General features: G+C 68.9%; 22 protein-coding genes. 10 read left to right on the forward strand and 12 right to left on the reverse strand.

What is annotated here, in order from left to right; all coding sequences use genetic code 11:
• The first annotated feature begins 35 nt into the window (after positions 1-35).
• Both ACIRG9_RS29185 and ACIRG9_RS29190 read left to right on the forward strand, forming a co-directional pair.
• Entirely contained in the window at positions 36-749 is a 714-nt protein-coding gene (locus ACIRG9_RS29185) for a putative quinol monooxygenase (protein WP_402862874.1), read from the forward strand.
• 229 nt (positions 750-978) lie between these two features.
• A complete protein-coding gene (locus tag ACIRG9_RS29190; RefSeq protein WP_402862877.1) occupies positions 979-1,701 on the forward strand; it encodes a hypothetical protein in 723 nt (240 codons plus the stop codon).
• 211 nt (positions 1,702-1,912) lie between these two features.
• On the opposite strand, the gene ACIRG9_RS29195 is transcribed toward ACIRG9_RS29190, so the two are convergent.
• The 11 genes from ACIRG9_RS29195 to ACIRG9_RS29245 all read right to left on the reverse strand — a co-directional run bounded on the left by ACIRG9_RS29195 (position 1,913) and on the right by ACIRG9_RS29245 (position 10,618).
• Positions 1,913-2,362 carry an ester cyclase gene (locus ACIRG9_RS29195; RefSeq protein WP_402862880.1) on the reverse strand — a complete coding sequence of 150 codons (450 nt, stop codon included), beginning with the start codon at positions 2,360-2,362 and terminating at the stop codon, positions 1,913-1,915.
• Positions 2,363-2,529: 167 nt separating this feature from the next.
• Positions 2,530-2,763, reverse strand: a complete 234-nt coding sequence (locus tag ACIRG9_RS29200) for a hypothetical protein (protein ID WP_402862883.1) — start codon at positions 2,761-2,763, stop codon at positions 2,530-2,532.
• 269 nt (positions 2,764-3,032) lie between these two features.
• The gene (locus ACIRG9_RS29205; RefSeq protein WP_402862886.1) at positions 3,033-3,644 is read right to left on the reverse strand and encodes a DNA-3-methyladenine glycosylase I; all 612 of its coding nucleotides are present in this window, start codon (positions 3,642-3,644) and stop codon (positions 3,033-3,035) included.
• Positions 3,645-3,662: 18 nt separating this feature from the next.
• Positions 3,663-4,331, reverse strand: coding sequence for an alpha-ketoglutarate-dependent dioxygenase AlkB (locus ACIRG9_RS29210; RefSeq protein WP_402862889.1), 669 nt, complete (start codon positions 4,329-4,331; stop codon positions 3,663-3,665).
• 2 nt (positions 4,332-4,333) lie between these two features.
• The gene (locus tag ACIRG9_RS29215) at positions 4,334-4,855 is read right to left on the reverse strand and encodes a hypothetical protein (protein ID WP_402862892.1); all 522 of its coding nucleotides are present in this window, start codon (positions 4,853-4,855) and stop codon (positions 4,334-4,336) included.
• Complete coding sequence (locus tag ACIRG9_RS29220; RefSeq protein ID WP_402862895.1) at positions 4,840-5,130, reverse strand: metal-binding protein; 291 nt, start codon at positions 5,128-5,130, stop codon at positions 4,840-4,842. Before ACIRG9_RS29220 ends, ACIRG9_RS29215 begins: the two co-directional genes overlap by 16 nt.
• The gene (locus ACIRG9_RS29225; RefSeq protein WP_402862898.1) at positions 5,127-5,792 is read right to left on the reverse strand and encodes a 2OG-Fe(II) oxygenase; all 666 of its coding nucleotides are present in this window, start codon (positions 5,790-5,792) and stop codon (positions 5,127-5,129) included. Before ACIRG9_RS29225 ends, ACIRG9_RS29220 begins: the two co-directional genes overlap by 4 nt.
• Positions 5,793-5,857: 65 nt before the next feature.
• Positions 5,858-6,472: a methylated-DNA--[protein]-cysteine S-methyltransferase gene (locus tag ACIRG9_RS29230; RefSeq protein WP_402862901.1), complete on the reverse strand. Its 615-nt coding sequence runs from the start codon at positions 6,470-6,472 to the stop codon at positions 5,858-5,860.
• A complete protein-coding gene (locus ACIRG9_RS29235) occupies positions 6,469-6,960 on the reverse strand; it encodes an RNA polymerase sigma factor (RefSeq protein ID WP_402862904.1) in 492 nt (163 codons plus the stop codon). The genes ACIRG9_RS29230 and ACIRG9_RS29235 overlap by 4 nt, the downstream gene beginning before the upstream one ends.
• 46 nt (positions 6,961-7,006) lie before the next feature.
• Entirely contained in the window at positions 7,007-7,519 is a 513-nt protein-coding gene (locus ACIRG9_RS29240) for a methylated-DNA--[protein]-cysteine S-methyltransferase (protein WP_402862907.1), read from the reverse strand.
• Positions 7,520-7,858: 339 nt separating this feature from the next.
• Entirely contained in the window at positions 7,859-10,618 is a 2,760-nt protein-coding gene (locus ACIRG9_RS29245; RefSeq protein WP_402862910.1) for an ATP-binding protein, read from the reverse strand.
• Positions 10,619-10,897: 279 nt separating this feature from the next.
• Between ACIRG9_RS29245 and ACIRG9_RS29250 the strand changes: the two genes are divergently transcribed.
• Together ACIRG9_RS29250 and ACIRG9_RS29255 are read left to right on the forward strand one after the other, a co-directional pair.
• Positions 10,898-11,599, forward strand: coding sequence for an alpha/beta fold hydrolase (locus ACIRG9_RS29250; protein WP_402862913.1), 702 nt, complete (start codon positions 10,898-10,900; stop codon positions 11,597-11,599).
• Between the two features lie 459 nt (positions 11,600-12,058).
• Positions 12,059-12,751 carry an alpha/beta hydrolase gene (locus ACIRG9_RS29255; protein ID WP_402862916.1) on the forward strand — a complete coding sequence of 231 codons (693 nt, stop codon included), beginning with the start codon at positions 12,059-12,061 and terminating at the stop codon, positions 12,749-12,751.
• 418 nt (positions 12,752-13,169) lie between these two features.
• Here the strand turns inward: ACIRG9_RS29255 and ACIRG9_RS29260 are convergent, their stop codons facing one another.
• A complete protein-coding gene (locus ACIRG9_RS29260) occupies positions 13,170-13,619 on the reverse strand; it encodes a hypothetical protein (RefSeq protein ID WP_402862919.1) in 450 nt (149 codons plus the stop codon).
• A 510-nt stretch (positions 13,620-14,129) separates the two neighbouring features.
• On the opposite strand from ACIRG9_RS29260, the gene helR reads away from it, so the two are divergent.
• From helR to ACIRG9_RS29290, 6 genes are all read left to right on the forward strand, one after another.
• A complete protein-coding gene (gene helR, locus ACIRG9_RS29265; protein WP_402862922.1) occupies positions 14,130-16,313 on the forward strand; it encodes an RNA polymerase recycling motor ATPase HelR in 2,184 nt (727 codons plus the stop codon).
• 258 nt (positions 16,314-16,571) lie between these two features.
• On the forward strand, positions 16,572-16,991 hold the full coding sequence (locus tag ACIRG9_RS29270; protein ID WP_402862925.1) for a hypothetical protein: 420 nt from the start codon (positions 16,572-16,574) through the stop codon (positions 16,989-16,991).
• Positions 16,992-17,111: 120 nt separating this feature from the next.
• Complete coding sequence (gene pstC, locus ACIRG9_RS29275) at positions 17,112-18,122, forward strand: phosphate ABC transporter permease subunit PstC (RefSeq protein WP_402862928.1); 1,011 nt, start codon at positions 17,112-17,114, stop codon at positions 18,120-18,122.
• A 10-nt stretch (positions 18,123-18,132) separates the two neighbouring features.
• The gene (gene pstA / locus ACIRG9_RS29280; protein ID WP_402862931.1) at positions 18,133-19,284 is read left to right on the forward strand and encodes a phosphate ABC transporter permease PstA; all 1,152 of its coding nucleotides are present in this window, start codon (positions 18,133-18,135) and stop codon (positions 19,282-19,284) included.
• Complete coding sequence (locus tag ACIRG9_RS29285) at positions 19,281-20,963, forward strand: phosphate ABC transporter substrate-binding protein PstS (RefSeq protein WP_402862934.1); 1,683 nt, start codon at positions 19,281-19,283, stop codon at positions 20,961-20,963. Before pstA ends, ACIRG9_RS29285 begins: the two co-directional genes overlap by 4 nt.
• A 41-nt stretch (positions 20,964-21,004) precedes the next feature.
• Positions 21,005-23,620, forward strand: a complete 2,616-nt coding sequence (locus tag ACIRG9_RS29290; protein WP_402862937.1) for a hypothetical protein — start codon at positions 21,005-21,007, stop codon at positions 23,618-23,620.
• Positions 23,621-23,653: the final 33 nt, after the last annotated feature.

The following is a 23,653-nucleotide window of genomic DNA, read 5'->3' on the forward strand; positions in this document are numbered from 1 at the left end:
GCACAAGCAGCACGCTCCGGCCCGGGAAGGGGGCGATGGTGGTGGGAAACGAACGCGGACGAAGCGAGCGAATGGTGCCGCCTCCATCGCCCCGGCCGGCGGTCCTGGCTCAGTTCATCGCCGGTCCCGGGCGCGCGGACGCCGTCCGAGACGCCCTTCTGCAGCTCGGGAGGGCGGTCCGGGAGGAACGCGGCAACCTCGGCTACGACGTGCATCAGCTGAGGAACAATCCGGCCGCGTTCTACGTGCTCGGCAACTGGGCGGACGAGCAGGCCCTGGACGCGCATCTGGCGAGTGAGCAGGTTCGGCGGTGTCTCGCGGAAATCGTCGCGGGCGAGATCGTCGCCCCCTACACCCTGTGGCGCGTGCGGCTGCTGTCGGAACCCGACACCCGATCCGACCGCCCACGGCTGGTCGCGAACTCGCCGGCTCAGGTGACCCTCGTGCCGTTCTTCACGATCAAGGCTGGCGAGGAGGCCGCGGTCGGCAACTGTCACTTGGAAATGGTCGGGATCACCCGCGCCGAGCCCGGGTGCCTGGGTTACGACCTATACCAGTCGGTCGAGGACCCGTCCGTCATGTTCCTCTACGAGAACTGGACTGATCAGGCGGTTCTCGACCAACACATGAACACGTCCAACTTCTACCGCATTGTCCGCGGCGAGATCGACAAGCGCCTCGTCGCCCCGTGGACCGCGCACACGATGACGATGATCAGCGAACCTCATCGCGAGCGGGTCGCGGCCTGACCGGGCCCGACCCGGCCGTCGCGCGTCCGGTACTCGTGGCCCTGGCGCACCACGCCCCGAACCGCACGACTCGGTACGGGTGGCACTCAACCGGACTCCACGGCAGGCGGGCGAGTCGCAGGTGTGGACGGCAGCGACTTGACGGCTGCGGTTCGCCGATGAAGAGGGCGTGAGGCATGAGAGCTGTCGTCTATCGTGGCGTACCCACCTGTTCTGCGGCATCTGCGCCATGCGCGCCCGCGGCCTGTCCGCCTTGTGCCTGCGGGCACGGACCGAGGGGCCTGGCGCCGCGTACGGCTACGCGGGCATGGGCCCCTACCCGGGCGCGCAGGCCGAACTGCTGCGCGTGCCGTGGGCCGACGCGAACTGCCTGCCCGTGGCGGGAGAGCCGGGCGACGCGTACGAGGACGACTTCGTGCTGCTCGCCGACGCGTTTGTCACCGGCTGGCGCGCGGCCGCCACCCTCGCCGACGTCCGCGCCGGGGACACCGTCGCCGTGTTCGGCGCCCGCGCCGTCTACTGCGTCGATCAGGTCGACGCCCGGTTGGACAAGGCCGAAGACCTGGGGGCGGTGCCTATCGACTTCCGCCAGGGTGATCCGGTCGAGCAGATCCGCGGGGACCGGGCCCGCCGTGGCCTGCCGCTGGGGGAGGAGAAGCTGCTGGGTGTGGATAAGGCCGTCGACGCGGTCGGCTTCCAGGCCCACGACCGCGCCCACCCCGACCGCGAGCGCGCCGACCAGGTGCTCGCCGATGCTGCCCGCCCGGTCAATCCCGGCGGCGCGATCGCCGTCGCCAGCGTCTACCCGGAGAAGGACCTCACACCCCAAGCGGGCGGCACCCCCGACGGACACCTCAACGCCCCGTGGGGCACGTTCTTCGCCAAGGGCATCGATTCGGTCTCAGGAGGATGCCTAGCGCCCTCGCGAGCAGGGAGTCGGGTTCCGCGGTGAAGGTGCTCCTTGAGCACGCGATCAGCCAGTTCGCGCCACCCGAGCCATCGAAGACGCCTGCAACCACGACGGCAGGACCTACGCCGCCGCCCTCAACCCAGACGACGCCACCGCAATTGCGATGCCGAGATCCATTAGGCCGAGAACTGTGCAGGGAGGGGCCGTGCACGTCGCTCGACCCCTCTCTGCCTTCAACGGCGTGCTCGCCGACCTACTCGGTGGGGATGATGCCGAGCTGCTGGAGGACCTTCACGCCGTCGTCGAGTCCGACCTCTTCGACGATGAGTCCGTCGACGACCTTGAGGACGGTCGTGCCGGTAAAGCGGAGCGTCTTGCCGGACGCCGCCGGCACCGAGCCGATGGGCACGTCGTCGAAGGCGATCGGCCCGGTGTGGGTGCCGCCGCCTTCCCACTGGCCGACCACGTAGTCGCCCTCGGCGATCAGGTCGGCGGTGCCCCAGAAGTTGAGGTCCGGGAACGCGGTGCGGAAGTTGGTGGCGAACGCCCGCACTTCGTCGCGACTGCGGATGGGCTTGTGCAGCGAGTACTCGAAGCGGATGTCGGGGTGCGCGAGCTCGTCGATGACCCGAGGGTTCCAGGGGTTGCCCCAAAACTCGGTGAACCAGCGTCCGACGATGGCCTTGTTCTCTTGCAGCGACATAATGTCGTCCCTTGTCTCCTCTAGGGGATCGCCAGCTGGTTGCTGGCCGCCGATACTGGGAAGACGCGCCTGGCGGGTGTTTCGTGAGACCGGCCGCCGGGGCTTCTCTACTCAGGTCGCAGCCCGAGCGACAGATAGAAAAACTCGGAACGGATGTCGCCCGGCGTCTACAGGGCGGTGCAGCCGGCTTGCCGCCCGGCGAGCGGTGCATGGCGCTTGAGCGCGGTCGCCAGGCCGCGGTGACGTTGGCTGGGCTCGATCAAGGTGAGTACGTCGAAGCGGCGATCGTCGTCGTTCTCGATGATCGAGAGGCCGACGCGACGTTCGCCACCCCAGGCGATGTGCGCGAGCTTACCGGGTTCGAAAACGATACCGATGATTCGGCCGAGGTTGTCGATCACATCACTCAGTGTCGGTGTCGAGATCGAGCCCGGACCGGATTCGCCGCGACACCTCGGCGGCTGTTGTGTCGTCGGCATCCAGGTCGACGCACACGCCGCTGGCGTCGAAGGTGATTGTGACGACGGTCGGCCCGCCCGTGCTCGGCAGGGCTCTGGTGTGCGTTGACGCTTCGCGGTCGGTGTTTCAGCCCCGGGAACGGCATGCGCTGCGAGCATCGCGAGCGCAGCATCGTGATGGAACGGCCTGGAAGCGTCGAGACGGATCGTGCTCATTCTGGCCAGACGCCGGAGGTGCCTCGTCGGTGCGAGCCGATCAGGTGCGTGTCGACGATGCCGATCGCCTCCATGAGCGCGAACATCGCCGTCGGGCCGACGAACGCGAATCCGCGCTTGCGCAGCTCTTTCGAGAGGGCGACGGATTCGGGCGAGGTGGTGGGGATATCGGCGAAGGTCCGCGGGCGGGGGGTCGTTGCCGGCTTGGACGACCAGATGAGCGCGGAAAGGCCGGTGTGGTCGCGGAGCTTCTGCGTCGCTTGGGCGTTTCGGATCGCGGCTTCGATCTTCTGCCGGTTGCGGACGATCCCGGTGTCTGCGAGGAGGCGTTCGACATCGCGCTCGGTGTAGGCGGCGACCGCGTCGGGATCGAAATCGTCAAACGCGGAGCGGAATGCGGGGCGTTTGCGGAGGATCGTGGCCCAGGACAGGCCCGCTTGGAAGCCTTCGAGCGTGACTCGCTCGTAGACGCCGCGTTCGTCGGTGACGGGCATGCCCCATTCGGTGTCGTAGTAGTCGCGCAGCATTGGATCGACCGACGCCCACGCGGGTCGGGCCAGGCCGTCTTCGCCGATCACGACGCCGGGGTCTTCGGGTGCCTTGTTCATTGCTGTGCTGCTTCTCCGTCAGTCGGTGAGTCCGGTGGTGCGCATGGTGATATTGATCCGACCGGTATCCAGGCCGCAGCCGTCGGGGGCGGTGAAGGGATGCACGCGCGTGACGCCGTGGTAGGCGAGCCTGGATGCTCCGCCGAAGATGAAGAGGTCCCCGGAGCGGAGGCGCAGGTCGGTGTAGGGCTTTCCGCGGTTCGCCGTGTTGCCGAAGCGGAACGTACAGGTGTCACCAATCGACAGCGACACAACCGGGGTGAGGGAGCGTTCGTCCTTGTCCTGGTGCATGCCCAGACGTGCGGAATCGTCGTAGTAGTTCACGAGCGCCGTGTCCGGCGTGTGGGCGTTCACCTCGTCTTCGGGGTAGCCGGCGTCGCGAAGTGCGCGCCGGCTGAGCCGCACCATCCAGTCCGGAAACGGGAGGACTCGGGCGCCGTTGACGTCGGTCGCTTCTCGCGTGTACTTGTAGGGCTGCCAGTGCCAGCCCAGGCACACGGTGCGCACGGACATCTTGTGGCCGCGGACCGTTGCGGCCCGAATGGGAACGGGCCCTTGCGTCCAACGGTGAAACTGGCGCACGATCCACTCCTGCTGCTCCATGTTGAGCCAACTCGGGATGAGGATCGCATCGGCCCCGGGTTCGCTGCGTTCTCCCGGGTCGAGGTCCGGAGTGAAGAGCGTCATCGTCAAGTCCTTACATAGGGTGCTGTGATGACCTCGTTCTCGATCTGCCAGGCGCCGCCTGATTCGGTGACGCCGGTGATTCCATTGAGGTTGACGAGGCCGACGAGATCGAGCGCCTTCCGCTCGGACAGCGCCGCCGTCAGGATGGTTCGAGTCGGCCGCCAATTGGTCGACCAAAGGAGCCTGCGGGTCATCTGCGCCCATCCGACTGGGGAGCCTGTCATGATCCACAGATCTGGATTGGCAGCGGTGAAACGGGTGGCCTGCCGCAACCACGACGCGGCGGTCTCCGGCCAGGTGAGGGTTGAGGCGATCTCGCCGCCGAGCGCTTCCCACCATGTCGCGATAGCGCGTACCGTCGTGAGGTCGCCGTCCGCTCGACCCGATCCGATGGCTAACCGTGTTGCGCCGCGAGCCCAGGCGAGTGCCGTGATCGCCTCGACTTCCGCCTCTGTCGCCGCCCAAGCATGCGGGGGGCGGATTCCCCGCCAACCATGAAGGAGCGGGCTCACCAGGGCGTCCACGGTTCGCCTCTCTCCCGTGCGACCTTCCACGCCTGGTAGCGGTCTTTGCAGCATGTCCCGCACGGCCGGTAGCCTGCGGCAATCGCGGTCGCCTCGTCCGCAAAGAAGACGCGCTGCCTCACGTAGCCGTCTCGCGCGATCGCTCGGAGCGCGGCGGGGCAGTCGAACCGGCCGTAGGTCTTGCTGCCGCTGTGGCCGCCCCACTCGCCCTTGACGGGAGACGAGTGGGGGCGCCCGTCCGCGCCGATGAGCGTGTAGGTCTTCGTGGTGCTCATGCCGCGTCGTGGAAGACGAGGGCGAGTGTGTGCCGCTCGCCGGAGCGGATCGCGGAGACCCCATGCCGCACCGGTGCCGCCGACCAGCCGCGGGCGGAGCGGACGGGACGGTCGCGAGTGGTGAAGACATACCCGTGACCGTGCGGTAGGAGTGTGGCCGTGCCGCGGGACTGCGCCCGCGGCCGCTGCTCCAGCAGGAGGAACTCGCCGCCGGTGTGATCAACTCCGGGCTCGTTGAGATTGATCACCACCTGGAGGGGGAAGACGAGGTCACCGTAGAGGTCGCGGTGCAGCGCGTTCCAGTCCTTCTTGCCGTAGCGGAGCAGAATCGCCGACGACTTGGTCTGCCCAGCATCGTGGCACATCTGCAGCCACTCATCGAGGGTGTCCGGCCATGGGGCGGGCCGGCCGAGCTTGGTCCACCAGTCACGGGCGATCGGCAGCAACCTCGGGTAGAGAGCCTGCTTCAGCGCCTCGATCGGCGCGGGGTAGGGTGCCGCGAAGTATCGGTACTGTCCTTCGCCGAAGCGATGCCGGCCCATGTTGATCGTGCTGCGGAACAGCTCATCGCTGTCGTACAGCTCGCGGATCTCCTTCGTCTCCTCGGGGGCGAGGAGCTGCGGGAGCAAGGCGCCGCCGTACTCGTCAATCTCGACTGCCACGGCGGCCCAGTCCGCGGATCCGACGCGTTTCCGCCAGGGGTTCGCGGGGGGCTTCTTCTTGGCGGTCATGCCGCGACCTCGAGCTCAAGCAGGGTGGTCTTGGCATCGAACCCGCCGATGTAGCCGCCGAGAGTGCCGTCGGCGCGGAGCACACGGTGGCAGGGAACGACGACGGGCAGCGGGTTGGTGGCGCAAGCGGTGCCGACGGCGCGCACGGCCTTGGGGTTGCCGACGAGCTCGGCGACCTCCCGGTAGCTGCGGGTCTGGCCGTATCCGATTTCCGGGAGGTGCTGCTGGACGAGCTGCCGGAAGCCGCGGGAGAGGGACAGATCGAGCGCCAGGTCGAAGACCTTCCGGCGGCGGTCGAAGTACTCATCGAGCTCGCGCGCTGCGTCGTCGAGTCGCTTCGGTGCGCGCAGAATGCGGGGGCTGACCTTCTCGGCCAGGTTCTCCAGCACACGGTCGTGGTCCTCGCGGGCGTAGGCGACGCGGATTAGGCCCTTCGTGGTCGCTGCGAGCAGCAACTTCCCGACCGGGCTGTCAACGGTCGTGTATGCGACGTCGACGAGACCTTCGGCCTGCGCCTCGTTCTCGAGTCGGGCGTGCAGCCTTGCCAGGGTCTCGGGGTCGATGGGCGCCGACAGGGCGGTGAGGGCGTCATCGTTGCGGATGTCGCTCATTGGACTGCTCCTTTCGTTTTTGCGCCCGGATAGTTCTTTCTGAGGGTTTTGAGTCCGTCGGCGGCGGCTCTTCGTGCCGCTTCGACGGTTCCGCCGAGGATCGCCGCGATCTCCGCATGTGACATGCCGGCGAGGTATCGAAAGGTGATCGCCTGCCGTTGCTTGCCGGGGAGACGGCCGACGAACTCCCAGAGATCGGCGTCGTCGGCGCCCGGGATTCCGATTGAGGTCGGCGCTTCCGGCAATGTCTCCACCGGCAGCGGGTCGCGCTTCGCGGCCCGGTGGACATCGATCGCCTTGCGGCGGGCGATGGTCACGAGCCAGGCCTCGACGTTCGCGGTCTCCGGAAGGTCCGGGTAGGCGCGCAACGCGGCAAGGAAGGTCTCTGACCAGGCGTCGTCCGCATCTTGCACTCCGAGGAGCGTTCGGCAGACGCGCAGCACCGTGACGCTGTGCTGCGCGACCACTGATTCGAACGGCTGTTTCATATCCATCCCATTGAAGACGGCGAAGGCGACTCTTTCGTGAGATTCGCTAGAACAATCGTCCGGCGCGCACCTGAGCGGGCTCCTCAAGCTCCAGAAGCGCCTGCTTCCGCTTGAGCCCGCCGGCGTAGCCAGTGAGGTTCCCATTCGCGCCGACGACGCGGTGACACGGCACGAAGATGCACAACGGGTTCGCGCCGACCGCCTGGCCGACGCGGTAGGCCAGGGACTTGTGGCGAAGCCGTTCCGCGATCTGCCCGTAGGCGGCGGTCTCACCGAACGGGATTTCGGCGACGATACTCCACACGGCGCGCTGGAACGCATCACCCGAGGCGTCGAACGGAAGGTCGAACTCACGTCGACTGCCGCCGAGGTAATCGATCAGCTGCTCAGTCGCCCCGGCAAGCAGCGCATCCTCGGCCGTCGTCACTTCCTGCCCGAACGTTTCCTGCGCGGGCCGACGGATGTGATGGCGGAAGTAGAGGCCGATGATCGCGTCACCGCTCGCGACGATCGTGACCGATCCGAGAGATGTTGTCACCAGTGTGTGTCGCGTGCTCATTGCGGTTCCTTTCTCTGCGCTCTGTAGACGTCAGATCGGAGCCAAACGTGAGACGGCAGTTTCGGCAGCTCAGCCAGCGGCCCAATGCCGCTTACGGGGCGATGAAGTAGCATCAGGGCGGCTTTAGGTTTATTGTCTGATTCCGCAGTGATTCCGGGGGTTATGCCCGCCGGCGGGGTACCCGTGGTCCGGGTCCTTCCGTCGGCCCCTTCCCGAACCGTGCTGGCCCTTTCGCTGTCTCAACAGACGCACTCACCGCTTGCTCCACAAAAGGTGGATCAGAGCTTTTTGCCATGGCCACGGACAGCCGCCGGACTTCCCTGCGCCGATCCTGTTCTCCTACGGTCCTCGCAGTGCTATGCGCGCCGAGAGGGCCGAGCGAAGTTCACCGCGGCTGGTAATCCCGAGCTTCGGAAAGATGCGGTAGAGGTGTGTGCCGATCGTCCGGTGGGACAGATACAGCTGCTGTCCGATGTCTCTGTTTGAGAGCCCTTGGGCGGCGAGTTGGGCGATTTGAAGCTCTTGAGCGGTCAGTTGGTCGCTGGCGGCGAGGTCGCATCGCCGGCTGGCCTCCCCGGACGCTCGAAGCTCTCGGCGGGCTTGGTCGCTCCAGGCTGCGCAGCCCATGGCGTCGAAGGCATCGCGGGCGTCCCGCAGCGGAGTGCGCGATTCGGCGATTCGGCGCTGGCGCCGTAGCCACTGGCCGTGTGCAAGCAGGAGCCGGGCACGCTGAAGCGGCCAGTGCTTGAGGTCGGCGCCGAGTGCCCCCTCGAAGCGAACCGCGGCCTCCTGGGGGTCCTGGGCGAGTAATGCGCGTGCGTGCAGCAGTCCTACTGCGATGCAGGTCCCCGGGATGTCGCCGGATGCTGATTCGACCTGTCTTACGCGCGCTCGTGCTTCGTTGATCCGGCCGGTGTGCAGTGCAGCTTCGGCGAGATCGCCGATGAGCCAGCACGCGACAATCGGGTGGTGTGCCGGACTCGCCGGATCGAAGAGGCGTTCGGCCACCTCGTAGGCGTCGGAGTGCCTGCCCGCTCCGAGTGCGGCGAGGATCCGACCGAGTTGCGCGAAGGCGACGGTGATGTTCGCCCCGGTCGGCACCGCGATACGCTCGGCCCGGGCCGCGGCTCGCTCAGCCGCGTCCGGATCGCCTCGGATTCCGGCGATGATCGAATCGACTGTGTCGGCTGCTGCGATCCATTGCGGCTCGCCGAGCTCTGTCGCCAGGCGCCGAGCCTCCTCTGCCGCGGGAATCGCTACGGCCCAGTCAGCGACCTGCGCTGCCATACTTCCCTGCAGCGTGAGCATGCGCGGCAGATGCCCGAGCCGTCCTTGCGTTCGGAGACCCTCGACCGCCTCACCGAGGAATCTCGCAGCGAGATCGAAGTCCCCCACGACTGCAGCTGCCGGGCCCAGGAGACGGACGGCGTCGGTATCGCGGTGGAGATCGGTCGCGGCTGCGCGGACGCGCTCGACTACTGCCGGTGCCGTCCGGAACGGGTCGGCATAGGCCTGGATCGCAAGGATCCGTAGGTCGGCGGATGCCGGATCACCCAAGCGATTCGCCGCTTCGACAAGGACTCTGCGTGCCGAGGGTGCCGGATCCACCATCCAGGCCCGGGTGGCGACAATCCAGGCCATGTCGAGTTGTAGTTCGTGATCACCCGCCTTGCCCGCATGCTCGGCGGCGGCGATCAGTGCTGCGGCACGTGGCGTGTCGCCAAGTGGCCGCGTGTGGACGACTTCTTCAATCCACGTGGCGCGAGCTCGCTCGATCGGATCGGGATCGAGGTGCTCCACCTCACGCAGTATCGGCGTGACGACGTCGCGTTGGCCGAGCTCGAAGGCGAGCTGCGCCGCGGCGAGCAGGCGCCGGACGCGCTGCTTGGACGAGCTCAGCTGGGCTGCCCGCTGCAAAGCGGTGACCGCGACGGCGAGTGCACCGCGGTGCCTCGCGCGTCCGGCCGCCTCCTCCAGTTCCTTGGCGATTTCTTCATGCGTGCCGCTGATCAATGCAGCGCGATGCCACACGCGCCGGTCCGGCTCGGCGCGCAGTACCTCGGCAAGCGCCTCGTGCACCTGGCGGCGCCGCGACAGGCTCGCACTCTGGCGCACCGCCGAGCGGATCAGCGGGTGGCGAAAGCGCACCGTGTGCAGGTCAAGGTCGACGATCGCGGCCTCGGCCGCCGGCTCGAGCAGCTCGAGCCCCAACGTGGTCCCGGCAACCGCGCCCGCGGCCTCGAGGATCTCGCTGACGCGCTCGTCGTCGCTGTGCGCCCCGACCAGCAGAAGCAGCCGGGTCATCTCCGGCAGATCCGACACCCGGGCGGCGAAGGCTTGTTCGAGCCGCTGCGTGAGCGGCAGCGAGCCTGGCGCGATCGGCTCCAGTCGTGCCGCGGTGGTCGGCAGCTCAATGAGCGCGAGAGGATTGCCGGCGGCCTCGCTCAGCACGCGGTCACGGATCACCGTGGAGAGCTCCTGCGCGGACGCGTCCAGCAGTGTCTTCGCGTCGGCGGGCGCGAGACCGCTGAGGCGCTGCTGCGGCAGTCCGGCATCAACGAGCGGCGACGGGTAACCCTCGCGCGCGGCGACCACCAGCACGATCGGATCGGACTGTATGCGGCGGGCGACGAACGCGAGCACTTCGGTCGTCGGGCGGTCAAGCCAATGCGCGTCCTCGGCCAGGACCAGCAGCGGTGCGTCGGTCGCCACCTCGCAGAGCAGATCAAGAACAGCCATCGCGATCCGGAATCGCTCCGGCGCCGACTCCTGCGCCAGCCCGAAGACAGTCTCGAGCGCGGCACGCTGCGCCGCCGGTAAGTCCGCCGCGCGGAAACGCACCGGGCGAAGCAGCTGGTGAAGGCCCGCAAATGCCAGATGCGCCTCGGACTGCACCCCGGTCGTGCTCAGCACCGTGAAGCCGCGTTCGCGCGCAACCGCAGCCGCCACGGCAAGCAGCCGGGACTTGCCGATTCCCGGCTCTCCATACAGCACCAGCGGCCCACCGCTACTCCGGACTCCACCAAGCAGCGAGCCAAGCAGCTCGGTCTCGGCGTCTCGACCGAACAGCGGCCCAAGGTTGTTCACAGCGATCGACATCAGACCCATCCTCGCAGCCGGTGACAGACCGCAGAAGGCCCGTAGCAGTATCCAGACAGCAGACGCGATTGTCCCGGCAATGCCCTGCCCGGTGGGGACGAAACGCCAGGTCAGCGGCGTGTACTCCGCTCGCCACAGCAACGGCCCGCCGGACTCCCCATGAGCTGTCTGCCAGAAACCTGCGTCACGAACTGAAGTCAAATGACGTACGCGGCGCTCGCGCACGGCGACTTACCGTCCTGGCATTGCCCCGGACTTACGAGAGGAACAGGGACCGCCATGGGCACACATACGCTGCGAAATGTTGTTCTCGTACACGGAGGATTCGTCGACGGCTCCGGCTGGCAGGGCGTCTATGAATCACTCACCCGGGACGGCTTCCGAGTCAGCATCGTGCAGAACCCGACCCTGTCGTTGCAGGGCGACGTCGAAGCCACCCGGCAGATCATCGACGCCCAGGACGGACCGGTCGTGCTGGTCGGCCACTCCTACGGCGGTGCGGTCATCACCGAGGCCGGCACCCACCCGAACGTGGCCGCGCTGGTGTACGTCGCGGCGTTCGCCCCGGACAAAGGGGAATCGGTCAGCACACTCATCGCCGACCCGCCGCCCGGCGCGCCGGTACCGCCGATCCTGCCCCCGCAAAACGGGTTCCTCTTCCTCGACCGCGAGAAGTTCCCGGCTTCCTTCGCTGCGGACCTGCCGGCCCCACAGGCCGAGTTCATGGCCGACTCCCAGGTCCCGTGGGGCGCCAGCGCGCTGGAAGGCGCGGTAACCGAACCCGCCTGGCGGAGCAAGCCCAGCTGGTACCTGGTCGCCACCGATGACCAGATGATCCCGCCACCGGCGCAGCACGCCATGGCCCGGAGGGCCGGCGCCACCGCGTCCGAGATCGCAGCCAGCCACTCCGTCTACCTGTCGCAGCCAGAAGCGGTGGCGAGCGTCATTGCGCAGGCCGCGGCCGGCGCCCCGCAGCAGTAGACACCACGCCAGACGCCGTCCGGCCTCTCCTACCAGCCGACGAGTCCGCGTTCTTGGCCGACTCCGAGATGCCATGGGGTCGGCGCGCTGGCCGGTGGGGTCACCGAGCCGGCGTGGCGGCGCAAGTCCAGCTAACCCCCTGGTTACGGCCGAGGTCATCAGGAGGCGTAGAGACAGGCTCCCAGCCCGGTGTGGACCAGGGTTGGTCCGCCCTCGGGGCTGCGGGTGGGACTGCCTCGCCATGCGGCGCATGGCGCCGCCAACCAAGTCAGCACAGTTCAGTGAAATGAGGAGATCACCATGGCACCGAATGTCTCACGCCGTCAGGTGTTGGCGACTGGCGCGGCTTTGGCCGGGTCGGCAGCGCTGATGGCCACTCCGCTCGGGGCGGACGCGGCGACCGCCGCGACGGCCCAGGCGGGCAGGTCGGGTGCGAAGATCAAGCCGACCATCGTGTTGGTGCACGGTGGCTACGCCGACTCGTCGTGCTGGAACGGGGTCATCTCGGAGCTGCAGCGCGAGGGTTACATCACGGTCGCGGGGTCAAACCCGCTGAGGGGCATCCCCACCGACGCCCCGTACATCGGGAGCCTGCTGGACTCCATCAGCGGGCCGGTCGTGCTAGTGGCCCACTCCATGGGTGGGACCGTCATCACCAACGCTGCAGCCGGGAAGAGCAACGTCAAGGCTCTGGTCTACATCGCAGCGTTCGTGCCCGATGTGGGCGAGACGCAGGGGGATCTCATCAACAAGTTCCCCGGCAGCGAGGTTCTTCCCGTGAGCGTCCCGGTCCCCTACACGAAGGCCGACGGCACCACCGGAACCGACCTGTATCTGAGCAAGGACGGCCAGGCGGCCTTCGCCGCCGACATTCCTACGGCGACGTTCCGACTCCTGCATGCCACCCAGCGGCCGTTCGATGCGGACTCCTTCATCTACCCGACCCAGGCCGCCGCGTGGCGGACCATCCCGTCGTGGGGGCTGGTCGCCGGCCAGGACAAGGCGATCCCACCCGCGTGCGAACGCTTCATGTACAGCCGCGCGAACGCCCGCAAGGTCATCGAAGTGCCGACCGCGTCCCACGTCGTCATGATCAGTCAACCGAGGATCGTCGCGGACCTGATCCAGGACGCCGCCAGGGCGACGTCCTGACGTCGCAGGTCGCCACTGCCCCGGCTCACCGCTGTGAGCCGGGGCACCGGCGACGTGAGCTGAGGAAGTACCGACTGTCAATCACTCGGCAAACGATCTCTGGTCGCTAGGTTTTTCACACTTGTCATCCCTGAATGAGCGGGGCCAGTCAAGGGGGTGGGTCTTGGCTGTTGTTGGGGAACCTCAAAGACCGTGAACGCGGACGCGAGTGACAGCTCGGGCACGCCGCCGAACCTGCGTCCCAGGTGGCTCCTGGAACCCTCAATTCCCATCGTGGCGGGTGGAGCCCTCGATAAAGTGCGCGGCCTGAAGCGGTGCGCCAGCCCCGCTGTCCGGGTGGCCGTGACCGATGACAGCGAGGGGGCGTACGGATCGCAGTCAGTGCGGAGGGATCCCGCACTTTAGAGCGGGGGGAATGTCAAGGCGCGAGGTCGGGCCGGTACACCCGGAACCAGTCGCCGATGCGGCCGGCGCGCCAATCACGATCGATGAGCGTGAGGCGCAGGAACGCCTCGCTGCTGGTCTCGCCGAGCGGCTGCCACACCGGGCCGGCCTGGCGCTGCTGCGCCACCTGTGCCCGGGTCAGCACCTCGCCGGTTCCGACGATCCCATGGCCGGTGTTGGCGGCGGCGAACGCCGCGACGTCGGCAGCGACGATCGCCCGGGCGGCAGCGGTGGGTGCGACGGCCCCGGTACGGCGCTGCGCCAGCACGGTGATCTCCCGGATATCGGCCCACCGCATCCGCACGACAACCCCGTCACGGCGCAGGAACTCGACGCCGGTGGCGGACAGCCGCAGGCCATGCCCGCGGCTGGCGACTCGATGCAGCAGCGTGATCAGGGTGACAAGGCCGACCGGCAGCAGCACGGAGAGAACCGGGCCGCCGAACACGTAGCCGAGCACCCACGTGATGAGTGCGATCAAGATGTTGGAGGTCAGGAACGGCCTGATGTGTGTCTGCCACGTCTGCCGCCACGAGGCCCGGAACTCCTCAGGCTCACTGCCAGGCAAGGTCACGTGCTGTCCCCTCAGCTCACACCGATCACGGCCGGGAACGCAGCCTACCTATCGATGTCGGGCCGCATCGGCCCGACCCTCCATCGAGGATCTCTCCGCCGTACGCGAGGGGCCGCCGCTTTGCACGTTGATCTCGATCGCGGTGGGCGACAAAGGGAAAGGGAGGTCGTGCCCTACCTCCCGCCACTCCCAACATATAGCGCACCGGGGGGCTTGCGGCAAGACCCGGGTGGTGCCGCAGAATCACCCGGCCGAGGCCAGGACCTGCGGAAATGTGAGCCGCGAAGGGCGGGTGCCGGCGTCGATGCGACCCGGAGTCGTCGTCACGCCGGTTCAGGCACTTGCCGCGCCCAACTGGTCATGACCGGCCTCAGATCGGAGCTGATGTACGTGAACCCGTCGACCGCCAGTGCGTTCGATCTACCCGAACACCTCTCTCTCAAGGCCGACCCGGCCCTGATCGCCGGCGACGAGCAGCATTTCGCCGCCATCGCGGAGAGCCTCGTGCAGTCGGTCGCCGACCTGTCCGACCGCCTCGACGCCGAGCGGAAGGCCCCCGGCGGCAAGGGCCAGCAGGCGCTGGACCGGGACCAGTCGGTCCACCGGCTGACGGCTCGCCTGCGCGCTCTGCGTCGCTTCAGCCTGGACCTGTGCCTCGGCCGCATGGTCCGCGCGGACGACCCCGAGCCGGTGTACATCGGACGACTCGGCCTCACGGACGGCGCGGGCCGCCGGCTGCTGGTCGACTGGCGCTCTCCCGCGGCCGAGCCGTTCTTCGGGGCGACCCACGCCAACCCGATGGGTCTGGCGAGCCGCCGCAGGTATCGCTGGACCCGCAGCCGGATCACCGACTACTGGGACGAGGTGTTCACCCCGGACGGGCTCGAAGGGCACGCCGCGCTCGACGACCAGTCCGCCTTCATCGCCAGCCTGGGCGGTAACCGGACGGCCCGGATGCGGGACGTGCTCGGCACCATCCAGGCCGACCAGGACGCCATCATCCGGGCGGGATCCGGTGGCGCTCTCGTCGTGGACGGCGGTCCGGGTACGGGGAAGACCGTCGTCGCGCTGCACCGCACCGCGTATCTCCTCTACGCCGACCCTCGCCTCGGACACCGCCGGGGAGGCGTGCTGTTCGTCGGTCCGCACCAGCCCTACCTGGCCTACGTCGGCGACGTCCTGCCCAGCCTCGGGGAGGAGGACGTGCAGATCTGCACCCTGCGGGATCTGGTCGCCGAGGGGGCCGCGGCGGCGATCGAGACCGACCCGGACGTGGCCCGCCTGAAGTCGTCCGCGGACCTGGTGAAGGCGATCGAGGCGGCCGTCCGGTTCTATGAGGAGCCGCCCGCCAAGGGGATGACGGTCGCGACCGACTGGTCCGACATCCGGCTGAGCGCCGACGACTGGGCCGAGGCGTTCGAGGCACCGGATCCCGGCACCCCGCACAACGAGGCGCGCGACCAGATCTGGGCGGAGCTGCTCGCGATCCTGATGGACAAGCACGACGTCGACGCCCCGGCTGACCTGCTCCGCAGGTCGTTGCTGCGGAACAGGGAGCTGGTCACGGCCTTCAACCGCGCGTGGCCGCTGCTCGAGGCGGCTGAACTCGTCGGGGACCTGTGGTCGGTCCCCGCCTACCTGCGCAGGTGCGCTCCCTGGCTCACCACGGACGAGGTGCGGAAGTTGCAGCGCGCGGACGGCCAGGCGTGGACGGTGTCCGACCTGCCGCTCCTGGACGCGGCCCGGCAGCGGCTCGGCGACCCGGAGGCATCGCGGCGCAGGCGCCGGCACGACGCCGCTGTCGCCGCTCAACGTGCGCGGATGACCACGGTCGTCGACGACCTGCTCCACGCCGACGTCTATGACGACGGTGAGGGTGTGCTGACGATGCTGCGTGGACAGGACATGCGGGAGGCCCTGGACGACGGGGCCGCGTTGCCCGGCGCGGATCCGGACCGGCTCGCCGGCCCGTTCGCGCACATCGTCGTGGACGAGGCTCAGGAGCTGACCGACGCGGAGTGGCAGATGTTGCTGCTCCGCTGCCCGTCCCGGAGCTTCACCGTCGTCGGGGACCGTGCCCAGGCCAGGCACGGGTTCACCGAGTCGTGGCAGGAACGGCTCGAGCGCGTCGGGCTCGACCGGGTCAACCTCGCCTCCCTCAGCGTCAACTACCGGACGCCGAAAGAGGTCATGGCGGAAGCCGAGCCGGTCATCCGGGCCGTGCTCCCGGACGCCAATGTGCCGACCTCGGTCCGCGGCGGTGGCGTTCCGGTCGTACACGGATCTGCTTCGGATCTGGGCTCGATCCTCGACAGCTGGCTCGCCGCCCATGCCGAGGGGATCGCCTGCGTCATCGGCGACCCTGCGTTCCGGGCGACGGCCCGGGTCCGGTCGTTGACCCCTGAGCTGTCCAAGGGGCTCGAGTTCGACCTGGTCGTCCTCGTCGACCCGGAGGCGTTCGGCGAGGGTGTCGAAGCAACGGTCGACCGCTATGTCGCGATGACGCGGGCGACGCAGCAACTCGTCATCGTCACGAGCCCCTGACCGCGGGACGCAACCACAGCGCGCGGGCGGGCGCACGGCCGAGCCGGCTCGGCCGCAGTCCGACCAGCCATCGTGTCGACTACCTGGAGATTCCCAGCGACCGTCGAGTATCGAAACTTTCCCTTAACTCGACGTTAGTGTTCACAGAACGTACCGGACCTGGTAGGTCCCGGTGATTGCTGCCTAGCGTGACGACGTTGCCAATGATGTCGACTTGGGAAGGCGTCGTGTCGCTTTATCCGATGATCATCGGCCATCGTGATTAGGGCCCGCTATCAGTGCTACCGCGTCGATCAGGGACTGATCGCTTGGCGCCTGCTGGCCGGCAACAATCGCGTCCTGGGAGTTTCCGTTCATCAATTCCGCGCGCTGGAACTCGCGGTCGCCTCGATCGAGCGCGTCCACCGTGAGGTGGAGCGGGGTGAGTTCGTTGTCGAGCGGCAGGTCGGCGGATTGTGGTGGTGGGACCTGGCGGCGGGAGCCACGCCGATAGCCCGTTCCGCCCAGGGCTTTGCCCGCCGGGTCGATGCCCGGCTCGCCGCGTCCCGGTTCCGCGAAAATGCCACGATCGCGGACGTCGAGCAGGGGTTGTCGGTGTTCGGGGCGGGCCGTCGGGGCCGGACGCTGGGGGTGCCAACCCGTCGTTCGGCGCGCGGCCCCAGCCGGCGGAAAGACTAAGTGTTGCCGCAGCGCGACGTTTGGCAAGCGTTCATGATCCCCGATTTTGCTGCGATCAGCATCAATGCCAGCACCTGTCCGAAGCTAAGTGTCCGGGAGGGTTTCGTGCAAGGTCCCGCTGTGTTCGACGACAGAACTCAGGCGGCGGGAGCCGATGTCGACCGCCCACGTCAGATCAGCGCGAGCATGCCGCTGAGCGACCGGATCTTCCGTAGCGCGGTCGGGCTCTGCGGGATCCTGGTGCTCGTCGTGATGGGCGGTATCGGGCTGTTCCTTGCGTACCAGTCGGTCCCGACGCTGCGGGTGTTGGGCTGGAGCTTCTTCACCGAGCGTGAGTGGCTGCCCGAGCAGAACCGTCTGGGTATCGTCGCCGTCCTCGCCGGCACGGTGCAGGTGGCGATCGTGGCGATCGTCATCGCGTTCCCCCTCGCCCTGGGCGTCTCGCTGTTCATCTCCGAGTACGCGCCGCGCCGGTGGCGGCGCACTCTCATCGCCCTGCTCGACCTCATGGCGGCGGTGCCGAGTGTCGTCTACGGACTCTGGGGGTTCTTCTTCCTGCAACCGCAGATCATCTACCTGTCCCGGTGGCTCGCCGATCACGTCGGCTGGATCCCGGCCTTCCGGGTACGAACCGACCCCACCGTCCAGGGCTGGGAGCAGAACCTCTACACGTCCTCGGCGTTCATCGCCGGCGTCGTGGTGGCCCTGATGGTGATGCCGTTCGCGGCTGCGGTGATGCGGGAGGTGTTCGCCCAGGCGCCACTCGCCGAACGGGAGGGCGCGCTCGCCCTGGGCAGCACCCGCTGGGGCGTGATCCGTACGGTCGTGCTGCCCTTCGGTCGCGGCGGCATCATCGGCGGCACGATGCTCGGCCTCGGCCGCGCGCTTGGTGAGACCATCGCGGTCCTGCTGATCATCTCCCCGGCGTTCGACCTGAAGTGGTCGGTCCTCGAACGCGGCACGATCACCGTCTCCACGCTCATCGCCGGCCGGTTCGGCGACGCCAACGGCTTCCAGATTTCCGCGCTGCTCGCCGCCGGGCTGGTGCTGTTCCTGTTCACCCTGCTGATCAACACCCTCGCGTCGCTGCTGGTCGCCAGGTCCCGCAGCGGTGCGGCGACGGAAATCTGAGGTGCGACGGATGACCACCATCCTGCCCCAGCCGCGGCGAACCTCCGACGACCAGCCGGCCGCCGCCCCGCCTGACCCGGACGGCGGGCCGCCGCCCCGGCGCCGCAAGCGGAGCGACGTGCCGCTTGTGCCGCGTACCACCACGTTGGACGACGTGCTCGCGGTCGCCGGCTCGGCCCTCGGCGCGGTGGGCCTGGTGTGGCTGCTCTACGGCAACCTGCTGCCGGTGGCCGGCCCGCTGGGCTTCGTGGTCTGCGTGTGGCTGGCCTTCCTGCTGCTCTACGCCGTGGTGAGCCTGCTCCGCCACACCGGCCCCGTGGTGGCCGACCGGCTCGCGGCAGCAGTCGTGCACGTGGTCGCGGCCATCGCCGGGCTCGCGTTGGTGCTGGTTGTCGGCTACACGTTCTGGCGGGGCCGGGAGGCGCTGAGCCACCCCAACTTCCTGGTCGAGGATCTCAGCCTGGCCGGGCCGCTCGACCCACTCAGCCGTGGCGGGGTGCTGCACGCCATCGTGGGTTCCCTGATCCAGATCGTCATCGCGGTCGCGATCACGCTGCCGCTCGGCCTCGGCTGCGCGATCTTCCTCAACGAGGTACGCGGACCGCTCGCCCGGCCGGTCCGTACCGTCGTGGAGGCGATGACGGCGCTGCCCTCCATCGTGGCGGGCCTGTTCATCTACAGCACCGTGCTCGTGGCGGCCGGCTTCCAGCGCAGCGGCCTCGCCGCCGGATTGGCGGTCAGCGTGATGATGCTGCCGATCATCGCGCGGGCGGCCGAGGTCGTGTTGCGGGTCGTGCCCAACGGACTGCGGGAGGCGAGTCTCGCCCTGGGCGCCTCCCAGTGGAGCACCGTGTGGCGGGTGGTGCTGCCGACCGCGCGGCCCTCGCTGGTCACGGCGATGATTCTCGGCGTCGCGCGGGGCGTGGGGGAGACCTCCCCGGTCCTGCTCACCGCCGGGTACACCACGTACCTCAACGCCGACCCGACCAGCGGGCCGATGGTCTCCCTGCCGCTGGTGACCTTCACGCTCGCCAAGTCGTCGGAGGAGGCCGATCACGCGCGGGCCTTCGGTGCCGCGGCGATCCTGTTCTTCGTCGTGCTGGTGCTCTTCGTGGTGGCCCGCGCGGCCGCCGCCCGGGTCAATCGGAAGGAACGGCGATGACCGCCTCCATGTTTCGACCGCGGCGTCTCGCCGCTGTACGCGCGGTGCTCGCGCTGCTGCTCGTCGCCCTGTCCGGCATCGCCGGCGCGTTCCCCTCGGCCACCCCGGCCCGCGCCGCCGAGACCCCGATCTACGGATCCGGGTCGACCTGGAGCGCGAACGCGATCTCGCAGTGGATCGCCGACGTGGCGACCAACGGGCTCCGGGTGAGTTTCACGGCGAACGGCTCCAGCGCCGGACGGCTCGACTTCCACGTCAAGCAGAGCGACTTCGGGGTCTCCGAGATCCCATACCAGGGCCGCGACCCGGTCACCGGCACCATCGATGACACCAACCGGCCGTACGCGTACATGCCCATCGTGGCGGGTGGCACCTCGTTCATGTACCACCTGACCGTCGGCGGTCAGCTCTACCGGGACCTGCGTCTGTCCGGGGACACGATCACGAAGATCTTCACCGGGCGGATCACGAACTGGTCGGACCCGGCGATCACCCGGGACAACAACGGCAAGCAGCTGCCCAACAAGCGGATCGTGCCGGTGGTCCGCTCCGACGGCTCCGGCACCACCGCGCAGTTCACCACCTGGATGGCCAAGGAACACGCCAGCCTGTGGTGCCCGTTCTTCGCCGAGAAGATCTCCAGGACGAACCGGTGCGGACTGACCTCGTACTATCCGCAGTTCAACAACTCCGTGGCGCAGAGCGGCTCGGTGCAGATGGCCGGTTACATCTCGGCCAGCTACGGCGAGGGGACGATCGGGTACGTCGAGTACTCGTACGCCCGGAACAAGAACTACCCGGTCGCCAAGGTGCGTAACGCGGCGGGCTACTACGTGCTGCCCACCCAGTACAACGTCGCCGTCGCCCTGACCAAGGCGCGGATCAACACCAACCGTGACCCCAAGGTCTATCTCACCCAGGTGCTGGACGACGTCTACCGGTACCAGGACCCGCGGACCTATCCGCTGTCGTCGTACTCGTACATGATCCTGCCGACCTCGCTCGACGGGCGGCTCACCGAGGAAAAGGGACGGTCCCTCAGCCTCTTCGGGCAGTACTTCCTCTGCCAGGGGCAACAGAAGGCCGGCCCGCTCGGCTACTCGCCGCTGCCGCTCAACCTGGTGAAGGCGGGATTCGAGCAGCTGCAGCGGGTGCCCGGGGCGGTGCGGAGCAGCCTGCGTCCGGAGGGCTGCCAGAACCCCACGTTCGATGCGGCGAACCCGAACAGCAACCGTCTGGCGCGTATCGCGCCACAACCGCCCGGCTGCGACCGCGACGGACAGGGACCGTGCAGCGGCGGCGGTGCCGGGAACGGGGGTGGCGGCAACGGCGGCGGTGCCAACGGTGGCGGGTCCGGTGGCCGTAACGGCGACCTGGCAGCCGGCCAGCCCGGCGGGACGGTGAGCCCCGGCGCCTCGGTCGGTCCCGGTCCGACCACCCCTGGCGAGGACGTCCGGATCGACCCGATCACCGGTGAGGTGCTCGGCGACGCCGAGGGGGCCGGCGACGGAGCGACCGGCGGGGGCGGCGGCTCCGGCGTTGTCGAGCTCGCCGCATCACAGGGCTCCATCCAGGCCCTGAGCGTGCTGGTCGTGGTCCAGCTGGGCCTGGTCCTGCTGCTGCCCGTGCTGGTGGCCCGAGCCGTACGGCGACGCGACCCTGACCCGCGCGACCGCTGATGACCGTTCCATCGACCCGACACAGGCTGAGGAGCAGCACCATGACCCCCACTGTTTTTCATCGCCGTCGACGGGGCATCGCGGGGACGTCCGTACTGGCGGTGCTCGCCACCCTGATCGTCCTGCCCGGGCTGCTGCTCGGGACGGCGACCCGGGCCGTGGCCGCAGGCCCGGTCATCGGCCCGCCCGAGGGTGTCGACGGGCCGATGACGCTGACCCAGACCATGGACGACACCTACGGCGCCGATCTGGGGCGAACCTTCCTCGGATCGGTGACCGTTTCCCAGACCACCGGCCTGATCCGCCAGCGGGTCACGGTCTCCTGGTCCGGTCTGCGCCCGACGGTGAACGGCTCCCCGCCGGTGGTCGTCATGCAGTGCTGGGGCGCCCCGAGTGCGGTCACCCCGCAGCGGTGCTGGTACCCGAATCGTGGGGACACGGCCCTGGTCAACCGGCTGGACCCGAAGCTACCCGCGGGGCAGACCCTCGACCCGGCCGTCTGGGGCGAGTCTGTCGAGTCCGACGTCACGGCCGGCGCGATCCCGTTCACCGCCCGGGACGGCCGGTCCTACTTCAGCTTCTCCGACGGCCTGCCCGGTGGGATTTTCCCGGACTACCCCACGAGCGCTCTCTACCCACAGGGCGTGATCCTTTCGAACCCGCCGGACCGCTCCCAGGCGACCTTGAACGAGGTGACCGCGGTCAGCAACGAGTCCGGTGCCGGCTCCCAGCCCGTCGAGCTGATCCCCGCGGCAGACCTGCCCAGCCTCGGCTGTTCGGACCGCCAGGAATGCTCCCTGGTGGTCGTGCCGGTCGGCCCGATCGGGTGCCGGCCGATCGGCGAGTATCCGGAGCTCTACGCGGACTTCGCCGACTTCCTCGACGAGTACTGCCAGAACAACCAGAGCACCATCGGATCCGACACCTGGATGACGCCGACGAACTGGGACCGCCGCTTCGTCTTCCCGCTCACCTTCCGGGCGACCCCCGAGGTCTGCGCGCAGGACACCCGCCCCGAGACCGGGCTGGTCGGATCCCCGTTGGTGGCTCCGCTCATGGCGAGCTGGCGACCGCGGTTCTGCCTGGACAAGGCGTTGTTCAAGCTGGGCTACACAGATGTGCCCGAGGGCGATGCGCGCCGGCAGTTCGTCGCAGGCCTCGACGAGCCGGACGGCGGCCTGGGAGCGCTGCTGTCCTCCCGTCCGCTGGACGAGAAGCCCGACAAGCCCCTGGCGTACGCGCCGGTCGCGGTGAACGGGTTCGCGGTCAGCTACATCCTGGACACCACCGACGAGCAGGGAAACACCCGCGAGGTGACCCAGCTGCGGTTCAACGCCCGCCTCCTGGCGAAGTTGATCACGCAGTCCTATCCCGGGGGCGGACCGGGCCAGTCGTCGCCGGTCAAGAACAATCCGCGGTGGTGGGCGGCGGACCCCGAGTTCAAGGCGCTCAACCCCGGGCTGAACCCGTTCGACAACCCCGCCGGCTCCACCTTCCCGATCCTGTTGCAGGGCGACCAGGATCTCGTCCACGCCCTCACCGCCTACATCGCCAGCGACCCCGCGGCGGTGGCCTGGCTCACCGGCGCGCCCGACGAGTGGGGGATGCGGGTCAACCCCAAGTTCCGCGGCTGGGCCGTACCGGCCGAGCAGTTCGAGCTGCGCGAGGACTGGACCACTCCGGGCACCTCCAACGACGTGTACGGCAATGTTGTCTGGTTCAACCTCGCGGCGAATCAGGTGGCGACGCTGCGTGAGGCCGCGCTGGCAATGGTCCGCGCCTGGCCGACCAGCATCACCGAGCCGCTGATCAGCACCGGGCAGCCGGTCACGTACAAGCGCGTCCTGGCGCAGACCGTGGGCACCCGCGCCCTGCTGGCCATTGTCGACAACGGCAGCGCGGCGCAGTTCGGCCTGCGCCGGGCGGAACTGCGCAACCGCGCCGGCGAGTTCGTCGCCCCGACATCGGCGGCGATGGCCTACGCCCTGCAGACCGTCCGCACGGACAAGGCGACCGGCGTGGTGTCGGTCGACCACGCGACACTCGACGCCCGTGGCTACCCGGGCACCATGCCGGTCTACGCCGTCGTGCCGAAGGCCGGGCTGCCGAAGGCCGTCGCCGACCGGTACGCCACGTTCCTCGAGTACGCGGCCAGCACCGGTCAACACGTCGGGTTCGCCGCCGGTGACCTGCCGGACGGTTATCTGCCGTTGCCCCCGGCGATGCAGGCCGTGACCACCGCCGCGGCGAAGGCGGTCCGCGACCAGGGCGCCGGCGCCACGCCGACCCAGACCCCCAAGCCCTCCACCCGGCCGACCGACCGTACCGACACCGGCGCGGGCAGCACCGGAACGCCGCCCGCCGGTCAGGCGCTGGACCCCGACGCGACGCCGTCGGTGCCGTCGTCCGGCGGGGCGCCGTCGCCCGGTCCGGTGCCGTCATCCCCCGGGGTGCCGTCGCCGGCACCCTCGGCCGTGGTCCCCGCGTCCGCGACCACCACGGCCGCCTCCCCGGCGGCCCGCTGGCTGCTGCCCGTCCTGCTGGCCCTCGCTCTGGTCGCCGGGGTGGTGGCACCGGTCGCCACCGTGGTCACCCGGCCCGGGCATCCGCTCGGCGCCCGGCTGAGCCGACTCCGAAATGCCCTGCGCGGGCGCTGACCCGCACAACGCCGTCGCGGGCGGCGGGCTCCG

The sequence above is a fragment of the Micromonospora sp. NPDC093277 genome, assembly GCF_044765245.1.
Taxonomy (GTDB): domain Bacteria; phylum Actinomycetota; class Actinomycetes; order Mycobacteriales; family Micromonosporaceae; genus Micromonospora.